This is a genomic window from Dietzia sp. NPDC055343, from assembly GCF_053645265.1.
Genome location: NZ_JBSHMJ010000017.1, coordinates 18011 through 33882, shown reverse-complemented (window position 1 = coordinate 33882; position 15872 = coordinate 18011). Strand labels below are relative to the sequence as shown.

The window sequence follows — 15872 nt, the reverse complement described above, 5'->3', positions numbered from 1 at the left end:
CTTCACGTTTTCCCAAGACACCCGCTGCCGAACCCCGCATCTGCGACCACTCGACGAAACCTCGAGCCCGGTGAGCAGGCGGCGGCGCAATCTAGGGCACGGTGAGCAGCCGGCGGCGGCCTCTGCCAACGGCCAGGGCGGGGCGAGTCGGGGACTCAGGCGTCGTCGACGCCCGGCGGGCGGAGCGGGCGCTCAGACGTCGTCGATGCCCAGCGGGGTCGCGTCGAACTCTCCCGACAGCGCCGACACCGCGCGTGCGAGCCGCAGGTCCCGCTGGGTGACGCCATCCACGTCGTGGCTGCGCAGGTCCAGGGTCACCTCGTCGTAGCTCCACAGCAGGTCAGGGTGGTGGTTCTGGCCGTTCGCCGCCTGCCCGATGGCGGAAACCAGGTCGATCGCGGCCTGCGGCGACTCGCATACCGCGGTGTAGGTCAGGGACCCCTCCGAGAACGCCCAGCCGGGAAGATCGGCGAGACCTTCCTCGATCTGCTCCTCGGTCAGGCGGGTGTTGTCGTCTGCGCTCATGCCGCCCAGTCTGACAGTTCGCCGCACCCCGCGCTGACCGACCCGCGAAGGTATACTCCGGGTATGACTCATACGACGATCAAGGTCAGTCGTGAGCTGCGTGACGTTCTCAAGCATCAGGCGGCCGCCGAGCACCGCACGCTGGGCGAGCATCTGGCCTATCTCGCTTCGCTCGTCGAGAAACAGCAGCGGTTCGACCGGCTTCGTGCCGAGATCGATGCATCAGATCCGGCCGATCTGGCCTCCTATCGCGAGGAGACCGACTGGTGGGATTCCGTGCAGGATGCCTGATCCCGAACCCGGCGACGTCGTGTGGGTGACCCTCGACCCCACCGTGGGCCGAGAGCAGAGCGGCCGACGGCCCGCCGTGGTGGTGTCCTCCCGCGGGCACCTCTCGATCGCTGACACCCTCGTGATCGTCGTCCCGGTGACGTCGGTTGACCGCAAGTGGTCGAACCACGTGCGACTCCGGGGCGATGTGCCCCCTCGCGGATCGTGGGCCATGACCGAGCAGGTGCGCACCATCTCCCGCCGACGTGTAGTGGGCCGCGCCGGCCGGGTGGACTCATCGACGCTGATCGAGATCCGCCGGTGGCTCACCGATTTCATCGACGACTGACAGTGCACCGGAGCCGGATCGTGTCGTCGGACCACCCCGCCTACGCTGAAATGGTGACCGCACCGACCGCCCCGTCCAGCCCGCGCCTCCCCTCGCCGAGCAGTGACGCCCGGCCCGCGGACACCGTCCGCCCACGAACGACCGGCGCCGGCCGTTACGCCCCCAGCCCGTCGGGCGACCTGCACCTCGGAAACCTGCGCACGGCGGTCATCGCCTGGCTGCTCGCGCGCGACTCGGGCCGGGCGTTCCGGATGCGGGTCGACGACCTCGACACCGCCCGTGCCCGCCCCGGCGTCGCCGAGCGTCAGCTGGCCGACCTCGCCGCGATCGGCATCGACTGGGACGGCGACATCATGTGGGAGTCCGAGCGCTTCCCCGCCTACGCCGCCGCAGCCGACCGGCTCGCCGACCACGGCCTGGTCTACGAGTGCTACTGCTCCCGCCGCGAGATCGCCGAGGCCGCGCGCGCCCCGCACTCCCCGCCGGGTTCCTACCCGGGCACCTGCCGCGACCTTCCCGAATCCGAACGTGCCCGCCGCCGCGCCGCCCTCGGCCCGGGGCGGGTCCCCGCATTGAGGCTCCGGGCCGAGCTCACCGAGCTGACGATCACCGATCGGGTCCACGGCATCTATGCAGGTGTTGTGGATGACGTGGTCCTGCGCCGGGGCGACGGCGTGTGGGCGTACAACCTCGCCGTCGTCGTCGACGATGCCGCGCAGGGCGTGGACCAGGTCGTCCGCGGCGAGGACCTCCTGCCCTCCACGCCGCGCCAGGCCTACCTCGCCGACCTGCTCGGCCTCGCGCGCCCCGAGTACGTGCACGTGCCGCTCGCGGTGAACGCGGCCGGGGAGCGGCTCGCCAAGCGGGACGGCGCGGTGACGTTGGCCGACCTCGCCGAGGCGGGGACGACGACGAGGGCCGCCGTCGCCCGCATCGTGGCCTCGCTGGGTGGGCCCGAGGGCTCGGACTCGATCCACGACCTTCGGGGCCGGGTCACTTTCGCGGCCCTGCGATCCGGGCCCTGGGTGTTCGGCTGACCGGCGGGCCGATCGTCGGCTGGTCGCTGGCCGATCGCCGGCTCTGTCCCACGCGACCACGCCCCGCCCACCCGCACACCCCGGTTGCAAGACACCGCCATGCAGTTGCCAGACAAAATGTGCGTTCCAAGGGCGAGAAAACGCACCGGATGTCTTGCGACCGGAGGGGCGTGTCTTGCAACCGAGGGTGCAGGGTGGTGGCCGGGCGAGGCCGGGCGATGGCCGGGTGAACTCGATCGGCTGGGCGGGCCGCGAATTCGCCACGCACAGACCTCGGCGCGGATAATCGACGCCCGTGACCACTTCATCGCAGAAGAATTCAGATCCGCTCGGGACTGGGCGGCCGGACGGGAACACTTCCGAGCCGGCGCGCAGCACCCCCTCCGCCCGCGACCGGGCCGTGTTCGCCGCGGTCGCCAGCCCCTACTACGGCTACCTCATCGCCCTGTTCGTCGGCGTGATGCTCATCAGCAACGTCGCCGGTACCAAGGGCGTCCTCCTCTTCCCGGACCTGGGCTTCGAGCTCGGTTTCCTCTCGCTCGACGGGTTCGTCACCGACGGCGCCTTCCTGCTCTTCCCGCTGGCCTACGTGCTGGGCGACGTGATCAGCGAGGTCTACGGCTTCCGCGCGATGCGCCGCGTCGTGATCTCAGGGTTCGCCGTGCTCGCCCTGGCCGCGCTGACGTTCACCATCACCACGCAGCTGCCGCCGGCACCGTTCTACGAGAACCAGGACGCGTTCGAGGCGGTGGCCGGCGTCGTGCCGCAGTTCTTCCTCGCGGGCCTGGCCGGCTACGTGGTGGGCGAGCTGCTCAACTCGTACGTGCTGGTGTGGATGAAGCGTCGCACCGGCGAGAAGAGCCTGTGGGCGCGGCTGCTCGGCTCGACCGTGGTGGGCCAGCTCGCGGACACGCTGGTGTTCTGCACGATCGCCGCGCCCGCGCTGGGCATGGTGCTCGGTTCGGGCGACTACTGGAACTACGTGGTGATCGGCTTCGTCTGGAAGACGCTGGTCGAGGCTGTCCTGCTGCCGGTGACGTACCTGGTGATCGGCTGGATCAAGAAGCGCGAGCCCACCTACCAGGCGGCCCTCGCGGACTCGACGGTCTGACCGTTGGCGACCGCGCTGGCAGACTCGGTGGCATGATCTCGCGCGACCACCCTGGCGGCGGGCGCGGTGTGCCCGCCGTCAGGGTGCTGGGCCCGACCGTCGACGACCAGACCCGATGCGTGCACTACGCGGGCCCGCTGGATGTCATCGCAATCCGCTTCCACTGCTGCGGCGAGTTCTATCCGTGTTTCCGCTGCCACGCCGAGACCGTCGACCACCCGGTCTCGGCGTGGCCGAAGGCCGAGTTCGACACCCGCGCGATCCTGTGCGGCGTCTGCCGGACCACGCTCTCGATCAGCGACTACCTCGAGGCCGACGCCTGCCCGTCGTGCGAGTCGCCGTTCAACCCGGGATGCTCGCTGCACCACTCGATCTACTTCGAGTAGCGGCCCCTGCCCCATCACCTCGTCGAGTGGTCGCAGATCCGGCAGATCCCGAAGGCTCCTCTGGGCGAATGCGAGGGGGTGAGACCACTCGACGGCGCGCCGCCTGGGAGACCCCGCGCTCCGGCGCCTTCCGGCAACCTGGCTACCACTTTGCTCAACATCGACTCCTGAAGAGAATCAATCCCTCGCGAGCGCCGCGTTGATGGCTTCGATCCGCTCCTCCGACAACATGCCTTCAGCCTCCCACGAGTCGGCAACCCCAGCCGGGCCGTCACCGCTTCTGCGCGTAGTACCGCCCCGTGAACTCCGTCTTGTAGGCGAGGTACTCGTCGGGCCCGGCGGCCATCGCGGCGCGCACGTCGTCGACGAGCCGCACCACGAACGCAAGATTGTGCAGGGTCAGCAGGGTCTGACCGAGGAACTCCTTGGCCTTGAACAGGTGGTGGATGTAAGCACGCGAGTACTCCCGCGAGACCTCGGAGAAGCCGCCCGGGTCGAGGGGCGAGTGGTCGTGGCGGAACTGCGCCCGCGTCATGTTGACGCGCCCGTCCAGCGTGTAGATACCGCCGTGCCGCGCGAGCCGGGTCGGCGCCACGCAGTCGAAGGTGTCGGCGCCGTTCTCCACCGCGGTGAAGATGTCGTCGGGCTCGCTGATCCCCAGAAGGTGCCGCGGCCGGTCCTCGGGCAACTCCTCGGTACACCAGCCCACGATCGTGCCGAGGTTCTCCTTCTCCAGTGCCCCGCCGATCCCGTAGCCGCCGAACCCACGCCGCCCCTCGGACTCGGCGCGGTCGCTCATCTCGACGAGACCCCGCACGGCCTGCCGCCGCAGGTCCTCGAACTGGGCACCCTGCACGACACCCCACAGCGACTGCCCCGGCCGGTGCGTGCGTTCCAGCGACAACCGCTCGTGCTCATCGAGGCACCGCTGCGCCCAGCGCCGGGTCCGCTCCACCGAGCTCTCCTGGTACTTGCGCGTGTTCATCAGCGTGGTGAGCTCGTCGAACGCGAACAGGATGTCGGCGCCGAGCCCGTGCTGGATCTGCATGGACACCTCCGGCGAGAAGCGGTGCCGGGAGCCGTCGAGGTGGGAGGTGAAGGTGACGCCGTCCTCGTCGACCTTCGCCAGCCGCCCCTGCCCCTTGTTCGTCGCGGAGTCGTCGGGCTTGGTCGCGGCGCCGGCGGACATCTCGATCACCTTCTTGAACCCCACGCCCAGGCTCATCACCTGGAAGCCGCCGGAGTCGGTGTACGTGGGCCCGGGCCAGCGCATGAACTCGCCCAGGCCGCCGGCGGCGTCGAGCACGTCGTGGCCGGGCTGGAGATACAGGTGGTAGGCGTTGGCGAGCACGGCCTGCGCCCCGGTCGAGCGGATCTGTTCGGGCGTCAGCGTCTTGACGGTGGCCTTGGTGCCGACGGGGATGAACGCCGGCGTGGCGATGTCCCCGTGCGGGGTGCGGATGACGCCCGTCCGCCCGCCGGCGGTGCCGTCGAGCACCATCCGCTCGCCCACGTCGAAGGTGGTGGGGCGGGTCGAGGAGGGCGCGTGGTCCGACATGCGTCCATCGTGGCACGTCGGGCGGGGCGCAACGGCCGTGCCCCTAGGATGACCGGTGGTGCCCGGGCCCCGAAAACGCGGAGGTGGGAACCGAGGCGCTGGATTCGACGACCAGCGAGATAGCCAGGACGACTGCGAGAACGACGACGAAGACGACGACAAGGTGGCCGATGACCTCAGTAGGGAGCCGGAGACTCTCTCGGCAGGAACGCAGAGCCCAGCTGGTCGGGTTCGGGATCCGGCTGCTGGAGACCACGCCGTTCCAGGCTCTGTCCCTGGACGACGTGGCCGAGCGCGCAGGCGTCTCCCGCAGTCTGATGTTCCACTACTTCCCCACGAAACTGGACTACCTCACCGAGGTCGTCCGGTCGGCGGCCGATCACGTGCTGTCGTTGACGGAGGTTCCCGAGGGCACGCATGCGGACGGCGGCACCCGGGCGATCATCACCGCGCTGGTGCGTTTCATCCAGCGGCGTCGCGACAACTACGTGGCGGTCCTGCGGTCGGGTCGGTCTGTCGATCCGGCGCTGGAGCGGGTCGTCAACAGCATGCATCGCACCATCTGCCTGCGAATCCTCGCGAGCGTCGGCGTTGCCGACCCCCAGCCGATGACGCTGGTGCTCACCCGCGCCTGGCTGGCCGGGATCGAGGAGCTCGCGCTGCTGGGCGAGGAGTCGGGGCAGCCGCAGGAGTCGATCATCGATTCGGCGCTCACCACGCTGTTCGCTGTGGCGACGCTGCCGGACTTCGCCGATCCCGTCGCGACCGGGGCTCGCCCGACCCACTGATCGCCCCCAGCCCACCCCGGCCTCATCGAGAAGAGCCTTTCCCCCGTATCCGTCGAGTGGAATTGTGCCAAACGCTCTTCTCGATGAGGGGCGACGGGCGGCGGGCCTCGCGGGAGTCCTTAAGCACCTGCAACGACGAGAGCCCCGGACCTCTGAACGAGATCCGGGGCTCTCCTTTTGGCGGTGGCGGTGGGATTTGAACCCACGGTTGGGGGTTACCCAACAAAGCATTTCGAGTGCTTCACCTTCGGCCGCTCGGACACGCCACCGCGAAGTACGTTACTAGAAACCGGCCCCGTCGCGAAAATCGCCGGGGTCAGCGGCCGGTCAGAGCCTGTTCAGGGCAGGCTCTGACCGGCCGAAAGACGGAGTCAGTCCTTGTTGCCGGTGATCTTGCCGGCGACCTCGTTGGCCTTGTCCTTGAGCTTCTCGGCGCCCTGCTTGAGGTTCGCCGAGCCCTGGTCGGCCTGGCCCTCGGCCTGCATGTCGCGATCACCGGAGGCCGCTCCCGCGGACTCCTTCGCGCGCCCGGCCAGCTCCTCGGCCTTGTTCGAGAACTTGTCTCCCACTCCCATGTGGTGCTCCTCTCGATCGCGGCACCGATGTGTCGGCGCCTCGTGAGGCCCACCGTACGTAGGCGAGGTGAACGACTCCACCGCTCGCGGGTCACGATCGGGTCACCGTCGGGCGCGGAAGAAGTCCTCGAGGATCGCGGCGCACTCGTCCTCGAGAACGCCTCCGCGTACCTCCGGTCGGTGCACGAGCCGTCGGTCTCGGACCACGTCCCACAGTGACCCGCAGGCCCCGGTGCGCGGCTCCCAGGCGCCGAAGACGATGTGTCCGACCCGCGCCGCCACCGCCGCCCCGGCGCACATCGTGCATGGCTCCAGCGTCACCACCAGGGTGCAGTCCTCGAGCCGCCAGCCGTCGCCGAGCACCCGGGCGGCCTCCCGCAGCGCGAGCACCTCGGCGTGGGCGAACGGGTCGCCGTCGGCCTCGCGCCGGTTCGCGGCGGCGGCCAGCTCACGGCCGTCCGGCCCGAGCACGATCGCGCCGACGGGCACATCCCCGGCCGGCGCCCCGGCGGCCACGGCGAGCGCCCGGCGGACCAGCGTCTCGTCGGCGGCCAGGCGCGACGGTGAACTCACGAGTCGGGCAGGTGCCGCTCGAGCTCGTCGGCGAAGTCCATCCGCTCGGCCACCGACTGCAGCTGCTCGTCGGCATAGAGGTCGGTTTCGGAGACGATGATCTCCAGCACCCCCTCCGGCAGCCCGAGATCCTCGAGGATCGCCATGTCGCCCTCACCCCACGGGTCGGTGTCCTCGAGCTCCTCGTCCGACAGGTCGGGCACCTCCACGTTGAGCTCGTCGAGCACATCGGCGGCGAGGTCGTAGTCCAGCGCAGCGGTGGCATCCGACAGCAGGAGGCGCATTCCGGACGGGCCGGGCCGCAGGATCACGAAGAACTCGTGGTCCACGTCCACCAGCCCGAACGAGGCCCCCTCGGTACGCAGCGAGCGGACCTGGCGGGCGGCGTCATCGAGGCTGGTCAACGCCGTGTCGGCCAGGCGCGTGATGTGCCAGGCCCCACCCTCCTGCATGACGCCGAGGGCGTAGCCGGTCACGGCGTCGTCGCCGGCGTCACTCCCACTGTCGCGGGAGCTTCGGTCGAAGGAGCTGGCCATGGGCTCAACCGTAGTCGGCTGTGAGAACCTTGTCAGGTGACGGATGCGAGGAACGTGTGCGTGCTCGGCGTCGGTCTGATCGGCGGGTCGCTGATGCGGGCGCTCGGGCCTGACAGGGCGTTCGGATGGAACCGGTCGGCCCCCACCGCGGAGGCCGCCACGGCTGCGGGGTTCGACGTCTCCACGGATCTGGCCCACACCCTCGGTCGGGCCGCGCGGGAGGACGCCCTCGTCGTCGTCGGAGTCCCTCTCCCCGCCCTCGACGCGACGCTGGACGCGGTGGCCGAGCACGCGCCGGGCGTCGCCCTGACCGACGTGATCAGCGTCAAGGGGCCCGTCCTCGAGGCGGTGCGGCGGCGCGGCCTGGCGGCGCGGTTCGTCGGCGGGCACCCCATGGCGGGCACCGCACACTCGGGCTGGGACGCCACGGACCCGGACCTGTTCCGCGGCGCGACCTGGCTCGTCGCCGCCGACGACGACGCCGACCCCCACACCTGGCAGCGCGTCGCGGCGATGGCCGGCGACTGCGGATCGCGCCTGATCTCGGCCACCTCCGCCGAACACGACGCGGCCGTCGCCCGGATCTCCCACGTCGGGCACGTGTTGGCCGAGGCGCTCGCGCTGGCCGGGGCGCGCGGCGGCGACCTCGCATTGGCGCTGGCGGCGGGCTCGTTCCGCGACGGCACCCGCGTCGCCGGCACCGCTCCGGACCTGGTGCGCGCGATCTGCGAGCCCAACCGCGAGGCGCTGCTCTGCGTGTTGGACGAGTGTCTGGCCGACCTGGCCGCCGCGCGGGAGTCGCTGGCGACGGACGGAACGCTCGGGCCGCTGATCGACGACGGCCACCGCGCGCGCCGCGCCTACGAGGACGTGCAGGTGGGCCGGGGTGACGCCGGACGAGACGATGACGACGACAACGCCGTCACCGACGGCGCGATCACGATCCGTCCCGGCGCGCCGGGGTGGCTGGACGTGCTGCGGGCCGCGGGTTCGCAGGGCCGGGCGGTACGCCTGGCCCACTGATCCGCTCTTCAGACGAGGGGCGTACGCATCGAGATGCGCAGGCGCGCCGCGGCCGGGCCGATGAGTCCCGGCTCAGTCCGGGCGAATCAGACGCGGCGGCTCAGGCCCGGAACGTCGAGGATCATGCCGTCGGCGTCGACCGTCGCGCTGGTCGAGGCGGTGGCGGTGATGCCGTGGATGTGCTCGTCATCGGAGGACATGGTGACCGTGTCCTCGGTGACCTCGAGGGTCAGCGAGTCCACCGACAGCACGCGTGCCTCCGCGGAGCCCTGCTGGGTGTCCAGGCCGAGGCGGCGGATCATCAGGCTGGCGAAGAACACACTGTAGGTGACGTCGACGTCCTTGACGCCCTCGCCGCCGACGCGGGAGCGGGTGTCGCTGGGGTCGTCGAGCAGCCACGACCCCTCGGCGTCGCACACCAGGTCGATGGTGCGGTCGTACTCCTCGGTGGTCACGGTGAGACGCACGCGACGCGGCGAACAGTCGGCCGAGATCTCCGCCTCGTACTCGACCGTAAAGGCGTCGTGATCCGAGTGGGTCGCCGAGACGATGCGTCCCCGGGCGCGGGTGGCGTCACCCTTCGGGAGAACTCTGACCTGCTCGATCACCCTGCCGGTCTCAGAGATCCACGTGTACATGCGGGGAGCCGACGCACGCTGTGCTTCGGACAGCGGCGCGGGCGACTGAGAAGCGTTCACAGACTCCACGGTAGGGAAAGTGACACCGAAACGCACATCAGTCCACGTTCCGGGCGCCCGCCACCGGTTGATTTCCCGCCGTCGACATGGCCTCGACCACCTCGGGGACGTGCAATCGGGTATCGGAGTCAGCGCGCCTGCAACTCCACGCGGGCCCGCCGCCACGGGTACAGCGTGACGTTGCGCGAACGTGGCCACTCGCGGCCGCGGCCCACCGGGACGAGCCGGTACCGCTGCAGCACCTGCTGGAGGATGACCTGCCCCTCCATCATCGCGAACGAGGCCCCGATGCACCGCCGCGCGCCGCCGCCGAACGGCAGCCAGGTGGTGGGCGTCGGCACATCACCGAGAAAGCGATGCGGGTCGAAATCCTGCGGCGACGGGTAGGAGTCGTCCGACCGGTGCGCCAGGACGATCGACGGCGAGATCGTCACCCCACGCGGGTACTCGCGCCCGCCCACGGTGGCCGGCTCCTGCAGCTCCCGCATGACCATCGGCACCACCGGGTGCAGGCGCAGCACCTCCTTGATGACGGCGTCGAGGTATTCGGCGTCGCCCGCGGCCGCCCCGTCCTGGTCGGCGCCGGCCGCGGTCATCTCGTCCACGCAGCGCTCCTGCACGCCCGGGTGGCGGGCCAGCTCGAGCATCGCCCACGCCATGGCGGTGGCCGTGGTCTCGTGCCCGGCGGCCACCAGCGTCATGAGTTGGTCGCGCAGCTCCGCGTCGGTCAGGCCCTGCGCGTCCTCGGCGGAGGCCCGCACGAGCAGCGCCAGGAGGTCGCGACGCTCGGCCAGCGCCGGGTCGCGGCGGGCCTGCCCGATCTCCTCGCCCAGGAACTCGTGGATGGCCGCCAGGTCGCGGACCTCCCGCTTCCACGGCCCGATCCCGCGCAGCGCGGGCATCCCCAGGCCGATCATCACCACGGGGCCGGCGTCGACGGCGCGGGCCACGATCGGCCGCATCCGATCGAGCCGCGCGGTGTCGGAGACGCCGAACACCACCCGCAGGATCACCTCGAGGGTCAGCTCGTTCAGCAGCACGTGCGCGCGCACCCGCCCCGAGCGCGGCCACCGGTCCAACTGCTGGGCCGTGACCTGCTCGACGAGGCCGCGGTAGCCGGCGATCTCGCGGCGGCCGAACGCCGGCGCCAGCAACCGCCGGGCACGGGCGTGGTCGCCGCCGTCCTGGAGCAGCAGCGAGTGCACACCGAGGAGCGGCCGCAGCAGGTCATTGCCCTTGCCGGCGTGGAAGACCGACGGCGAGCCGGCGAACACGTCCTTGACCTGCGCCGGCTCGGAGACCGCCACGATCTTTCGCCGCTGCGGCAGCATCGTGAGCGTGAACGGCACCCCGTACCGCTTCGCCGCCGCGGGGAAGAGGACGACGGGGACCGACAGCGCGAGCAGTGCCTGCAGCAGGTTCGGCAGCCGCGGACCCGGAGGAAGACGAGTGTCCATGTCGGACACCGTACGAGCGGTGGGCGCCCCCCCGCAGCCGGTCGGGCCAGACCGCGTCAGCCGCCCGGCGGAAACCGGCGGGTCGCCGGACGTTCATCACAATGGTCTCGTCGTCGTCGCCCTCGGCGCCTACCGTGGGACACATGGCTCTGCTCCCCGTGGACATGGACGCCACGCCCGAGGACATCGTCTCACTCCTGGCCGTGGACGCCGCCGTGCGCGCCGCGGTCGGACTCGAGCACCACCGCCCCACCGCCGCCGCCCTGCACTGGGTCGGCGAAGAGGACATGTGGATGGCGCTCGTGCGCCCCGGCGAGGGCCGCGCGCTGCTCGCCGGCTGGCACCACGAGTTCTCCCTCACCGAGGGCAGCGGCCGCGGCGGCGAGGCCGGCACCGACCTGGTGGGCGACGCCCCAGGCTGGTGGAGGCGCGGCGTCGAGCACGCGCGCTCCCACGACACCTACCTGGGCTTCCTGTACGGCTGGGACGGCAGCCGGTGGTGGCGCCTGGACCAACCGGTCGACGACGGATTCGACCCCGAACTCTTCCCCGCCACGCCGCTCGCGCTGCGCGACATCATCGACGGCCTCGCCGACGACACCCTGCTCGACGCGCCCGACCGGGACGCCGTGGACGCACTGATCGCCGCCGGCGCCGAACTCACCGCCGAACATCTGGCGGCCGTCCTCCACGCCCCCGACGGCTGGCCCGAGGTCGACATCGAGGCCGGGGTGCGCGCCGCCCGCGACTTCCGCACCGTCGTCCCCGCCTGACGCGGTCTCTCGCGTGACCCCGGGTGCGGCCGCTCCCCCGCTCGCACGCAGCCACGGCGGATTTTCTGCCACGATGGTCCCCGTGAAACGACTCGGCTACGTCGCGATCAAGCGGCTCGCCCTCGAGACCCTGGGATGGGCGCTCGTGGTGCTCGGCATCGCGGCGTTGTTCCTACCCGGCCCCGGTCTGCTCATGTTGTTCGCCGGGATGGTCGTGCTCTCCCAGCAGTACGCGTGGTTCGAGAAGCGCGTCGACCCCGTCAAGCGGCTGGCCATGGAGGGCGCCTCGCGTGGCGTTCAGACGTGGCCGCGCATCGCCGCATCGCTGCTCGGCGTGGCCTGGCTGGCCGGGATCGGCGTCTTTTGGGGGATCCACCCGCCCGCGCCCGCGTGGTGGCCACTGTCGCCGGAGTTGTGGCTCGTCGGCGGCTGGGGCACCGGTGCGACGCTCCTCTTCTCCGCGGCCCTCGCCCTGGCGCTGCTGATCTACTCGTTCCGCCGGTTCCGCGGCAGCCCGTACGACCACGCGCTGGAGGTCGAGCGCGAGAACGAGCGCCACGCCGCCCGGCGGCTCGAGCGGCAGCAGCGCCGCGACGCCCGCCACGGTGCCGAACCGGCGCACGCCCCGAGTCGCCCCGGATCGTCACCTCGCTGATACCCGGCAGGCCCGGCGATCTACTATGATCTAGGTCACAGTCGGGACTGTCCGGGCCGCGCCGCGTATCCCCCTGCCGACCGTCCCGTCGAGAGAAGGGGCTTTCGTCGTGACCGTTCAGCTCATCGAGATCACCGAGGACGTCGCCGACCGCATGCAGGTCCTCACCACTCCGACGCCCAGCCAGGTGGGCGACGCCCGGATGATCATCATCGACCTGCTCGGCTCGGGGCCGTCGTGGCCGCTGGCCGTGCTGGTCAACCACGTATGCACCGCGTACGAGGCGCCGGACGGCGAACGCCTCATGGTCGACCTGCGCGACCGCGAGGAACTGGCCGACGACGAGCTGCGCGACGAGCCCGCGCTCAAACACGTGCGCTGGGTCCGCGCGACACGGACAGCGCTGCACGAGCTCACGTCGGCGCGCGAGGTGGTGTGGAGCCTGCCGTCGGACGACCCGGACGAAGTCGACCACCCGGAGGTGGAAGTTCTCATGTCCGGGGCGAGGCCCCGCGCGTTCCGGATCTACGTCGGCGAGCCGCTGCCCGACGGGTCCGTGTCGCTGCGGTAGGGGTTGCCCGCCCAGCCCTGGCCGCCGCCGGGCGCCCACGCACCCGCCGCCTGCCCGGCCGGGCCACCGCCCTCGGCGGGTGACGGGTCGGCGCCGGTGGGGACAGCGGCAGCGTCGTCGTCCCCTCCCCGGTAGCGCACCGCCACGGCCAACATGACCGCGCCGACCACGATGAACGACAACACCCGGAACAACCCGGGCAGCGTCGCGAGGTCGAGGAACAGGAGTTTAGCGAGCGCGAGCGCGCCCAGCACGAACCCGAGCTTGCGCGCGTCGGCCACGCGCGGGCTGTCGGTGAGCACGAGCCACGCGGCGCAGCAGATCCACAGCACGGTCACGACGAGGTGCGCGGCCAGGAAGCCGTTGCGCGGATCGCCGGCCAGGTCGCCGAGCACCACGCCGGCCGCCACCAGCATCACCGACAACGCCGCGAGCGCCACCACGGCCCCGACCATCACCGCGCGCGAGGATGCGCCGGGCAGTCGCCGCCCGAGCCACCAGGTCACCACGACCGCCAGCACCGCGAGGGCGAACGAGGCCGCCACGTCGACGTAGGTGAACTCGCGCACCGCCAGCCGTTCGCTCAGTGCGAGCTGCGGCTGGTTGACCCCCATGTACACCAGCAGGGCGAGCCCCGCGACGATCCCGGCGACCCACTCCAGCCACGGCCGCGCCCACCGCCCGGCGGCGAGCACGTACGCGATCGCCGTGAGCGTCAGCGCCAGACCCGTGGTGGCCTGGCCGTCGAGAGATCCCCAGGCGGCCACCAGCAGCACACTGCCGACGCACCCCGTCACCGCGGCGAGCAGTAAGCCGGCCCCGCGCCGCGCATCGCCGGCGGCGACCGCCGCCCGTCCCACCGGCCGCCCGAAGACGTAGGCCAGCCCCAGGTACGCCGCGGCGAGGACGACCCCGACGGGCCAGCCCGGTTCGAGGTAGGTGAGGACCTGGAAGGTGAGCAGGGGGACGGCGCCGGGGACGACGACGAGGGCGGCGTACTCGGCCACCGGTTCCCTGCGGGAGGAGTCGTACCAGGCCACCGCCACTGTCACGACGGCAAAGACGAGCGCGGCCACGATGAGGGCGATCTGGTCACCCTCGGGGCCGGTGTCGGAGGAGGCGAGGTAGCCGGTGAGCATGAACGCAGGCGGGACCGACCAGATCAGGCGGACCACGAGGCCGAGCTCAGCGGCGAGCACAGCGGTGGCGATGCCGACTATGACGAAGAAGATCGGCAGCTCGGGGCCGCTCGAGATGAGTGGGGACAGCGCCATCGTGCCGGCCGCGACCAGCCCGGCCAGCACCGCGGACCTCCAGCGCTGGGCCAGGATCATCCCGACCAGCGCGAGGCCGCCGACGAACATGTAGGCGGCCGGCCCCGGGATCCACTGGTAGAGCACGGAACTGGCGATCACGTCGAGCATCGCCGCGGCGAGGCCGGTCCCCACCAGCGCCAGCGCGCCGGGGTTGACGGGCCGGCCCTCGGTGGCCTCGTGCCGCGACTGCAACCGCAGGCCCAGCCCCACCAGAATGACGGCCAGGACCGCGGCGCCGATCACGCGGGCGATCGGCGGGAACAGTCCGGCCTGGATTGCCACGACCAGCAGGAACGCGACGCCCGCAAGCATGATGGCGCCACCGATCGCGGCGATGACCATGGCGGCGTTGATGCGCGAGGGCCGGGCGGGCCGACCCTGCGCCGGCACGGGCCGCCACGGCCGGTCGGCGGGCTGCGGCGACCACGGGCCGGGCTGAGCCGGCTGCGGGCCGGGCTGGCCTGGCGGGGCGCCCCGACGCGGGCCGGGCTGGCTCGGCTGGGCGCCCATCGGCGAAGGCCCCGGCCGCCACGACCCGCCCTGGTGCGGTGGCGGGACAGGAGCCTGCGGGCGCCACGGACCGCTCGCCTGCGCCGGGGCCGGGCCGGCAGCGGGCGTCGCCTCGCGTGGTGGCGCGGCCGCGGCCGTCTCCCCCGCCCCCTGCGGCGATGGCGCCGCGGCTGGGGTGCCGAGCGCCGACAACCCCGCACGGATCTCAGCCACCTCGCCGGCGATCCGGCCCAGGCGGGCGTCGAGATCGGCCAGTGTTCGCTGTACGTGGTCAGGCTGTTCGGGGTTCACCCCTGAATCTTCTCCCGAGCCGCGCCCGGCGTCTACGGGATAGTGCCGACAAGCCACACGTCAGCCGCCGGAGTCGAGCCCAGCAGTGGAGATGGCGAGCGCGGCCAGATCGTCGCCCGTCAGTCCCGGGTAGCCGTGAATCATCTCGCGCCATCGGGTCGGGAACGCCGAGGCACCCCAGCGCGCGCCGAGCAACCCCGATCCGGCTCGCCCAGATGGAGCGGGCTTCGTCGTCGTCCAGGAACGCCAGCCCACTACGGATGTCGAAGACCCGCTCCCGGACCGCGCGGTCGATCGCCAGCGACCACAGGAGGCAAGCCTGGCCGGCGCTCGGATCCGCGTGCGTCAGCGCGCTCACCTCGGTCGCCGCTCGGGCGATGGCCTCCCGATCACCCAGGTGGGCGAGCGCGACGGGAGCAGTGCGCATGAGCGAGCCGTTCCCGGCGGAGCGCTCATGCCGGGCCGAGAAGCGGACAGCCGCCTCACGCACCGCGGCGGCGGTGGGTTCGGATCCGGCCGCGTGCAGGACCGCACGGGTCTGATTACCGATGTCCGACGGGCCGGAGTCGTACCAACGGCGGAAGTGCCGCGCGATCGTGGTGAGCGCCCCCTCGGCCAGCAGTCCGTCACCGCGGGAGGCCGCGTCGAGGACACACCAGGCCATGGTGGTGTCATCCGTCCACTGGCCGGGTGCGAATCCGCCGAGCCCGCCGCCGATCATGTCCGGGCCGCCGGGGCCCAGCGGCGCCGAGCCGAACTCGTAGCCCGCTCCGAGCGCGTCGCCGACCGCCGTGCCGATCATCACCCCGGCCACTCGATCCCGGAGAGCTGCCTGGTCCTCGCCGGACGTCTTGTCGCCCGTTGTCATGC

General features: G+C 71.7%; 19 protein-coding genes and 1 tRNA gene. 10 read left to right on the top strand and 10 right to left on the bottom strand.

Annotated features, from left to right (window positions below; translation table 11 throughout):
- Positions 1–192: 192 nt before the first annotated feature.
- Entirely contained in the window at positions 193–525 is a 333-nt protein-coding gene (locus ACWIE7_RS10015; protein ID WP_452100111.1) for a 4a-hydroxytetrahydrobiopterin dehydratase, read from the bottom strand.
- A 63-nt stretch (positions 526–588) separates the two neighbouring features.
- On the opposite strand from ACWIE7_RS10015, the gene ACWIE7_RS10010 reads away from it, so the two are divergent.
- The 5 genes from ACWIE7_RS10010 to ACWIE7_RS09990 all read left to right on the top strand — a co-directional run bounded on the left by ACWIE7_RS10010 (position 589) and on the right by ACWIE7_RS09990 (position 3678).
- Positions 589–816 (top strand): hypothetical protein, encoded by a 228-nt coding sequence (locus ACWIE7_RS10010; protein WP_452100112.1) that lies wholly within the window; start codon positions 589–591, stop codon positions 814–816.
- Positions 809–1144: a type II toxin-antitoxin system PemK/MazF family toxin gene (locus tag ACWIE7_RS10005; protein WP_454057882.1), complete on the top strand. Its 336-nt coding sequence runs from the start codon at positions 809–811 to the stop codon at positions 1142–1144. The genes ACWIE7_RS10010 and ACWIE7_RS10005 overlap by 8 nt, the downstream gene beginning before the upstream one ends.
- A 53-nt stretch (positions 1145–1197) precedes the next feature.
- Positions 1198–2181, top strand: a complete 984-nt coding sequence (gene gluQRS / locus ACWIE7_RS10000; protein ID WP_454069190.1) for a tRNA glutamyl-Q(34) synthetase GluQRS — start codon at positions 1198–1200, stop codon at positions 2179–2181.
- 295 nt (positions 2182–2476) lie between these two features.
- Entirely contained in the window at positions 2477–3292 is an 816-nt protein-coding gene (locus tag ACWIE7_RS09995; RefSeq protein ID WP_452100114.1) for a queuosine precursor transporter, read from the top strand.
- A 32-nt stretch (positions 3293–3324) separates the two neighbouring features.
- The gene (locus ACWIE7_RS09990; RefSeq protein ID WP_452100115.1) at positions 3325–3678 is read left to right on the top strand and encodes a CHY zinc finger protein; all 354 of its coding nucleotides are present in this window, start codon (positions 3325–3327) and stop codon (positions 3676–3678) included.
- A 271-nt stretch (positions 3679–3949) separates the two neighbouring features.
- Here ACWIE7_RS09990 and tgt read toward each other — a convergent pair whose 3' ends face one another.
- Entirely contained in the window at positions 3950–5236 is a 1287-nt protein-coding gene (gene tgt, locus ACWIE7_RS09985) for a tRNA guanosine(34) transglycosylase Tgt (protein WP_452100116.1), read from the bottom strand.
- Between the two features lie 170 nt (positions 5237–5406).
- On the opposite strand from tgt, the gene ACWIE7_RS09980 reads away from it, so the two are divergent.
- Positions 5407–6024 (top strand): TetR/AcrR family transcriptional regulator, encoded by a 618-nt coding sequence (locus ACWIE7_RS09980; RefSeq protein WP_454057885.1) that lies wholly within the window; start codon positions 5407–5409, stop codon positions 6022–6024.
- Positions 6025–6202: 178 nt separating this feature from the next.
- Here ACWIE7_RS09980 and ACWIE7_RS09975 read toward each other — a convergent pair.
- The 4 genes from ACWIE7_RS09975 to ACWIE7_RS09960 form a co-directional block, all read right to left on the bottom strand.
- Positions 6203–6293 (bottom strand) — tRNA-Ser (locus ACWIE7_RS09975).
- Between the two features lie 102 nt (positions 6294–6395).
- Positions 6396–6599 carry a CsbD family protein gene (locus tag ACWIE7_RS09970; protein ID WP_452100699.1) on the bottom strand — a complete coding sequence of 68 codons (204 nt, stop codon included), beginning with the start codon at positions 6597–6599 and terminating at the stop codon, positions 6396–6398.
- 102 nt (positions 6600–6701) lie between these two features.
- On the bottom strand, positions 6702–7172 hold the full coding sequence (locus ACWIE7_RS09965; protein ID WP_454057886.1) for a nucleoside deaminase: 471 nt from the start codon (positions 7170–7172) through the stop codon (positions 6702–6704).
- Positions 7169–7708: a tRNA adenosine deaminase-associated protein gene (locus ACWIE7_RS09960; protein WP_454069189.1), complete on the bottom strand. Its 540-nt coding sequence runs from the start codon at positions 7706–7708 to the stop codon at positions 7169–7171. The genes ACWIE7_RS09965 and ACWIE7_RS09960 overlap by 4 nt, the downstream gene beginning before the upstream one ends.
- A gap of 36 nt (positions 7709–7744) precedes the next feature.
- Here ACWIE7_RS09960 and ACWIE7_RS09955 point away from each other — a divergent pair, with 36 nt between their 5' ends.
- Positions 7745–8731 carry a prephenate dehydrogenase gene (locus ACWIE7_RS09955; protein ID WP_454069188.1) on the top strand — a complete coding sequence of 329 codons (987 nt, stop codon included), beginning with the start codon at positions 7745–7747 and terminating at the stop codon, positions 8729–8731.
- Positions 8732–8817: 86 nt separating this feature from the next.
- Here the strand turns inward: ACWIE7_RS09955 and ACWIE7_RS09950 are convergent, their stop codons facing one another.
- Both ACWIE7_RS09950 and ACWIE7_RS09945 read right to left on the bottom strand, forming a co-directional pair.
- Positions 8818–9429: a putative glycolipid-binding domain-containing protein gene (locus tag ACWIE7_RS09950; protein ID WP_454069187.1), complete on the bottom strand. Its 612-nt coding sequence runs from the start codon at positions 9427–9429 to the stop codon at positions 8818–8820.
- Between the two features lie 128 nt (positions 9430–9557).
- Positions 9558–10886 (bottom strand): cytochrome P450, encoded by a 1329-nt coding sequence (locus ACWIE7_RS09945; RefSeq protein WP_454069186.1) that lies wholly within the window; start codon positions 10884–10886, stop codon positions 9558–9560.
- 143 nt (positions 10887–11029) lie between these two features.
- Here ACWIE7_RS09945 and ACWIE7_RS09940 point away from each other — a divergent pair, with 143 nt between their 5' ends.
- The 3 genes from ACWIE7_RS09940 to ACWIE7_RS09930 all read left to right on the top strand — a co-directional run bounded on the left by ACWIE7_RS09940 (position 11030) and on the right by ACWIE7_RS09930 (position 12885).
- Positions 11030–11659 (top strand): hypothetical protein, encoded by a 630-nt coding sequence (locus ACWIE7_RS09940; RefSeq protein WP_452100693.1) that lies wholly within the window; start codon positions 11030–11032, stop codon positions 11657–11659.
- 73 nt (positions 11660–11732) lie between these two features.
- Positions 11733–12314 carry a PGPGW domain-containing protein gene (locus ACWIE7_RS09935; protein ID WP_454057889.1) on the top strand — a complete coding sequence of 194 codons (582 nt, stop codon included), beginning with the start codon at positions 11733–11735 and terminating at the stop codon, positions 12312–12314.
- Between the two features lie 109 nt (positions 12315–12423).
- Positions 12424–12885 carry a hypothetical protein gene (locus ACWIE7_RS09930; RefSeq protein WP_230931134.1) on the top strand — a complete coding sequence of 154 codons (462 nt, stop codon included), beginning with the start codon at positions 12424–12426 and terminating at the stop codon, positions 12883–12885.
- Here ACWIE7_RS09930 and ACWIE7_RS09925 read toward each other — a convergent pair.
- Both ACWIE7_RS09925 and ACWIE7_RS09920 read right to left on the bottom strand, forming a co-directional pair.
- A complete protein-coding gene (locus ACWIE7_RS09925; protein ID WP_454069185.1) occupies positions 12840–15002 on the bottom strand; it encodes a DUF2339 domain-containing protein in 2163 nt (720 codons plus the stop codon). The genes ACWIE7_RS09930 and ACWIE7_RS09925 overlap by 46 nt on opposite strands.
- Positions 14983–15870 carry an ADP-ribosylglycohydrolase family protein gene (locus ACWIE7_RS09920; protein ID WP_454069184.1) on the bottom strand — a complete coding sequence of 296 codons (888 nt, stop codon included), beginning with the start codon at positions 15868–15870 and terminating at the stop codon, positions 14983–14985. The genes ACWIE7_RS09925 and ACWIE7_RS09920 overlap by 20 nt, the downstream gene beginning before the upstream one ends.
- Positions 15871–15872 lie beyond the last annotated feature (2 nt).

What these genes read in the sequence shown, in the direction of transcription:
- ACWIE7_RS10015 (WP_452100111.1), bottom strand. Translation starts at nt 525, where the DNA reads ATGAGCGCAGACGACAACACCCGCCTGACCGAGGAGCAGATCGAGGAA.
- ACWIE7_RS10010 (WP_452100112.1), top strand. Translation starts at nt 589, where the DNA reads ATGACTCATACGACGATCAAGGTCAGTCGTGAGCTGCGTGACGTTCTC.
- ACWIE7_RS10005 (WP_454057882.1), top strand. Translation starts at nt 809, where the DNA reads ATGCCTGATCCCGAACCCGGCGACGTCGTGTGGGTGACCCTCGACCCC.
- ACWIE7_RS09990 (WP_452100115.1), top strand. Translation starts at nt 3,325, where the DNA reads ATGATCTCGCGCGACCACCCTGGCGGCGGGCGCGGTGTGCCCGCCGTC.
- tgt (WP_452100116.1), bottom strand. Translation starts at nt 5,236, where the DNA reads ATGTCGGACCACGCGCCCTCCTCGACCCGCCCCACCACCTTCGACGTG.
- ACWIE7_RS09980 (WP_454057885.1), top strand. Translation starts at nt 5,407, where the DNA reads ATGACCTCAGTAGGGAGCCGGAGACTCTCTCGGCAGGAACGCAGAGCC.
- ACWIE7_RS09970 (WP_452100699.1), bottom strand. Translation starts at nt 6,599, where the DNA reads ATGGGAGTGGGAGACAAGTTCTCGAACAAGGCCGAGGAGCTGGCCGGG.
- ACWIE7_RS09960 (WP_454069189.1), bottom strand. Translation starts at nt 7,708, where the DNA reads ATGGCCAGCTCCTTCGACCGAAGCTCCCGCGACAGTGGGAGTGACGCC.
- ACWIE7_RS09945 (WP_454069186.1), bottom strand. Translation starts at nt 10,886, where the DNA reads ATGGACACTCGTCTTCCTCCGGGTCCGCGGCTGCCGAACCTGCTGCAG.
- ACWIE7_RS09940 (WP_452100693.1), top strand. Translation starts at nt 11,030, where the DNA reads ATGGCTCTGCTCCCCGTGGACATGGACGCCACGCCCGAGGACATCGTC.
- ACWIE7_RS09935 (WP_454057889.1), top strand. Translation starts at nt 11,733, where the DNA reads ATGGTCCCCGTGAAACGACTCGGCTACGTCGCGATCAAGCGGCTCGCC.
- ACWIE7_RS09920 (WP_454069184.1), bottom strand. Translation starts at nt 15,870, where the DNA reads ATGACAACGGGCGACAAGACGTCCGGCGAGGACCAGGCAGCTCTCCGG.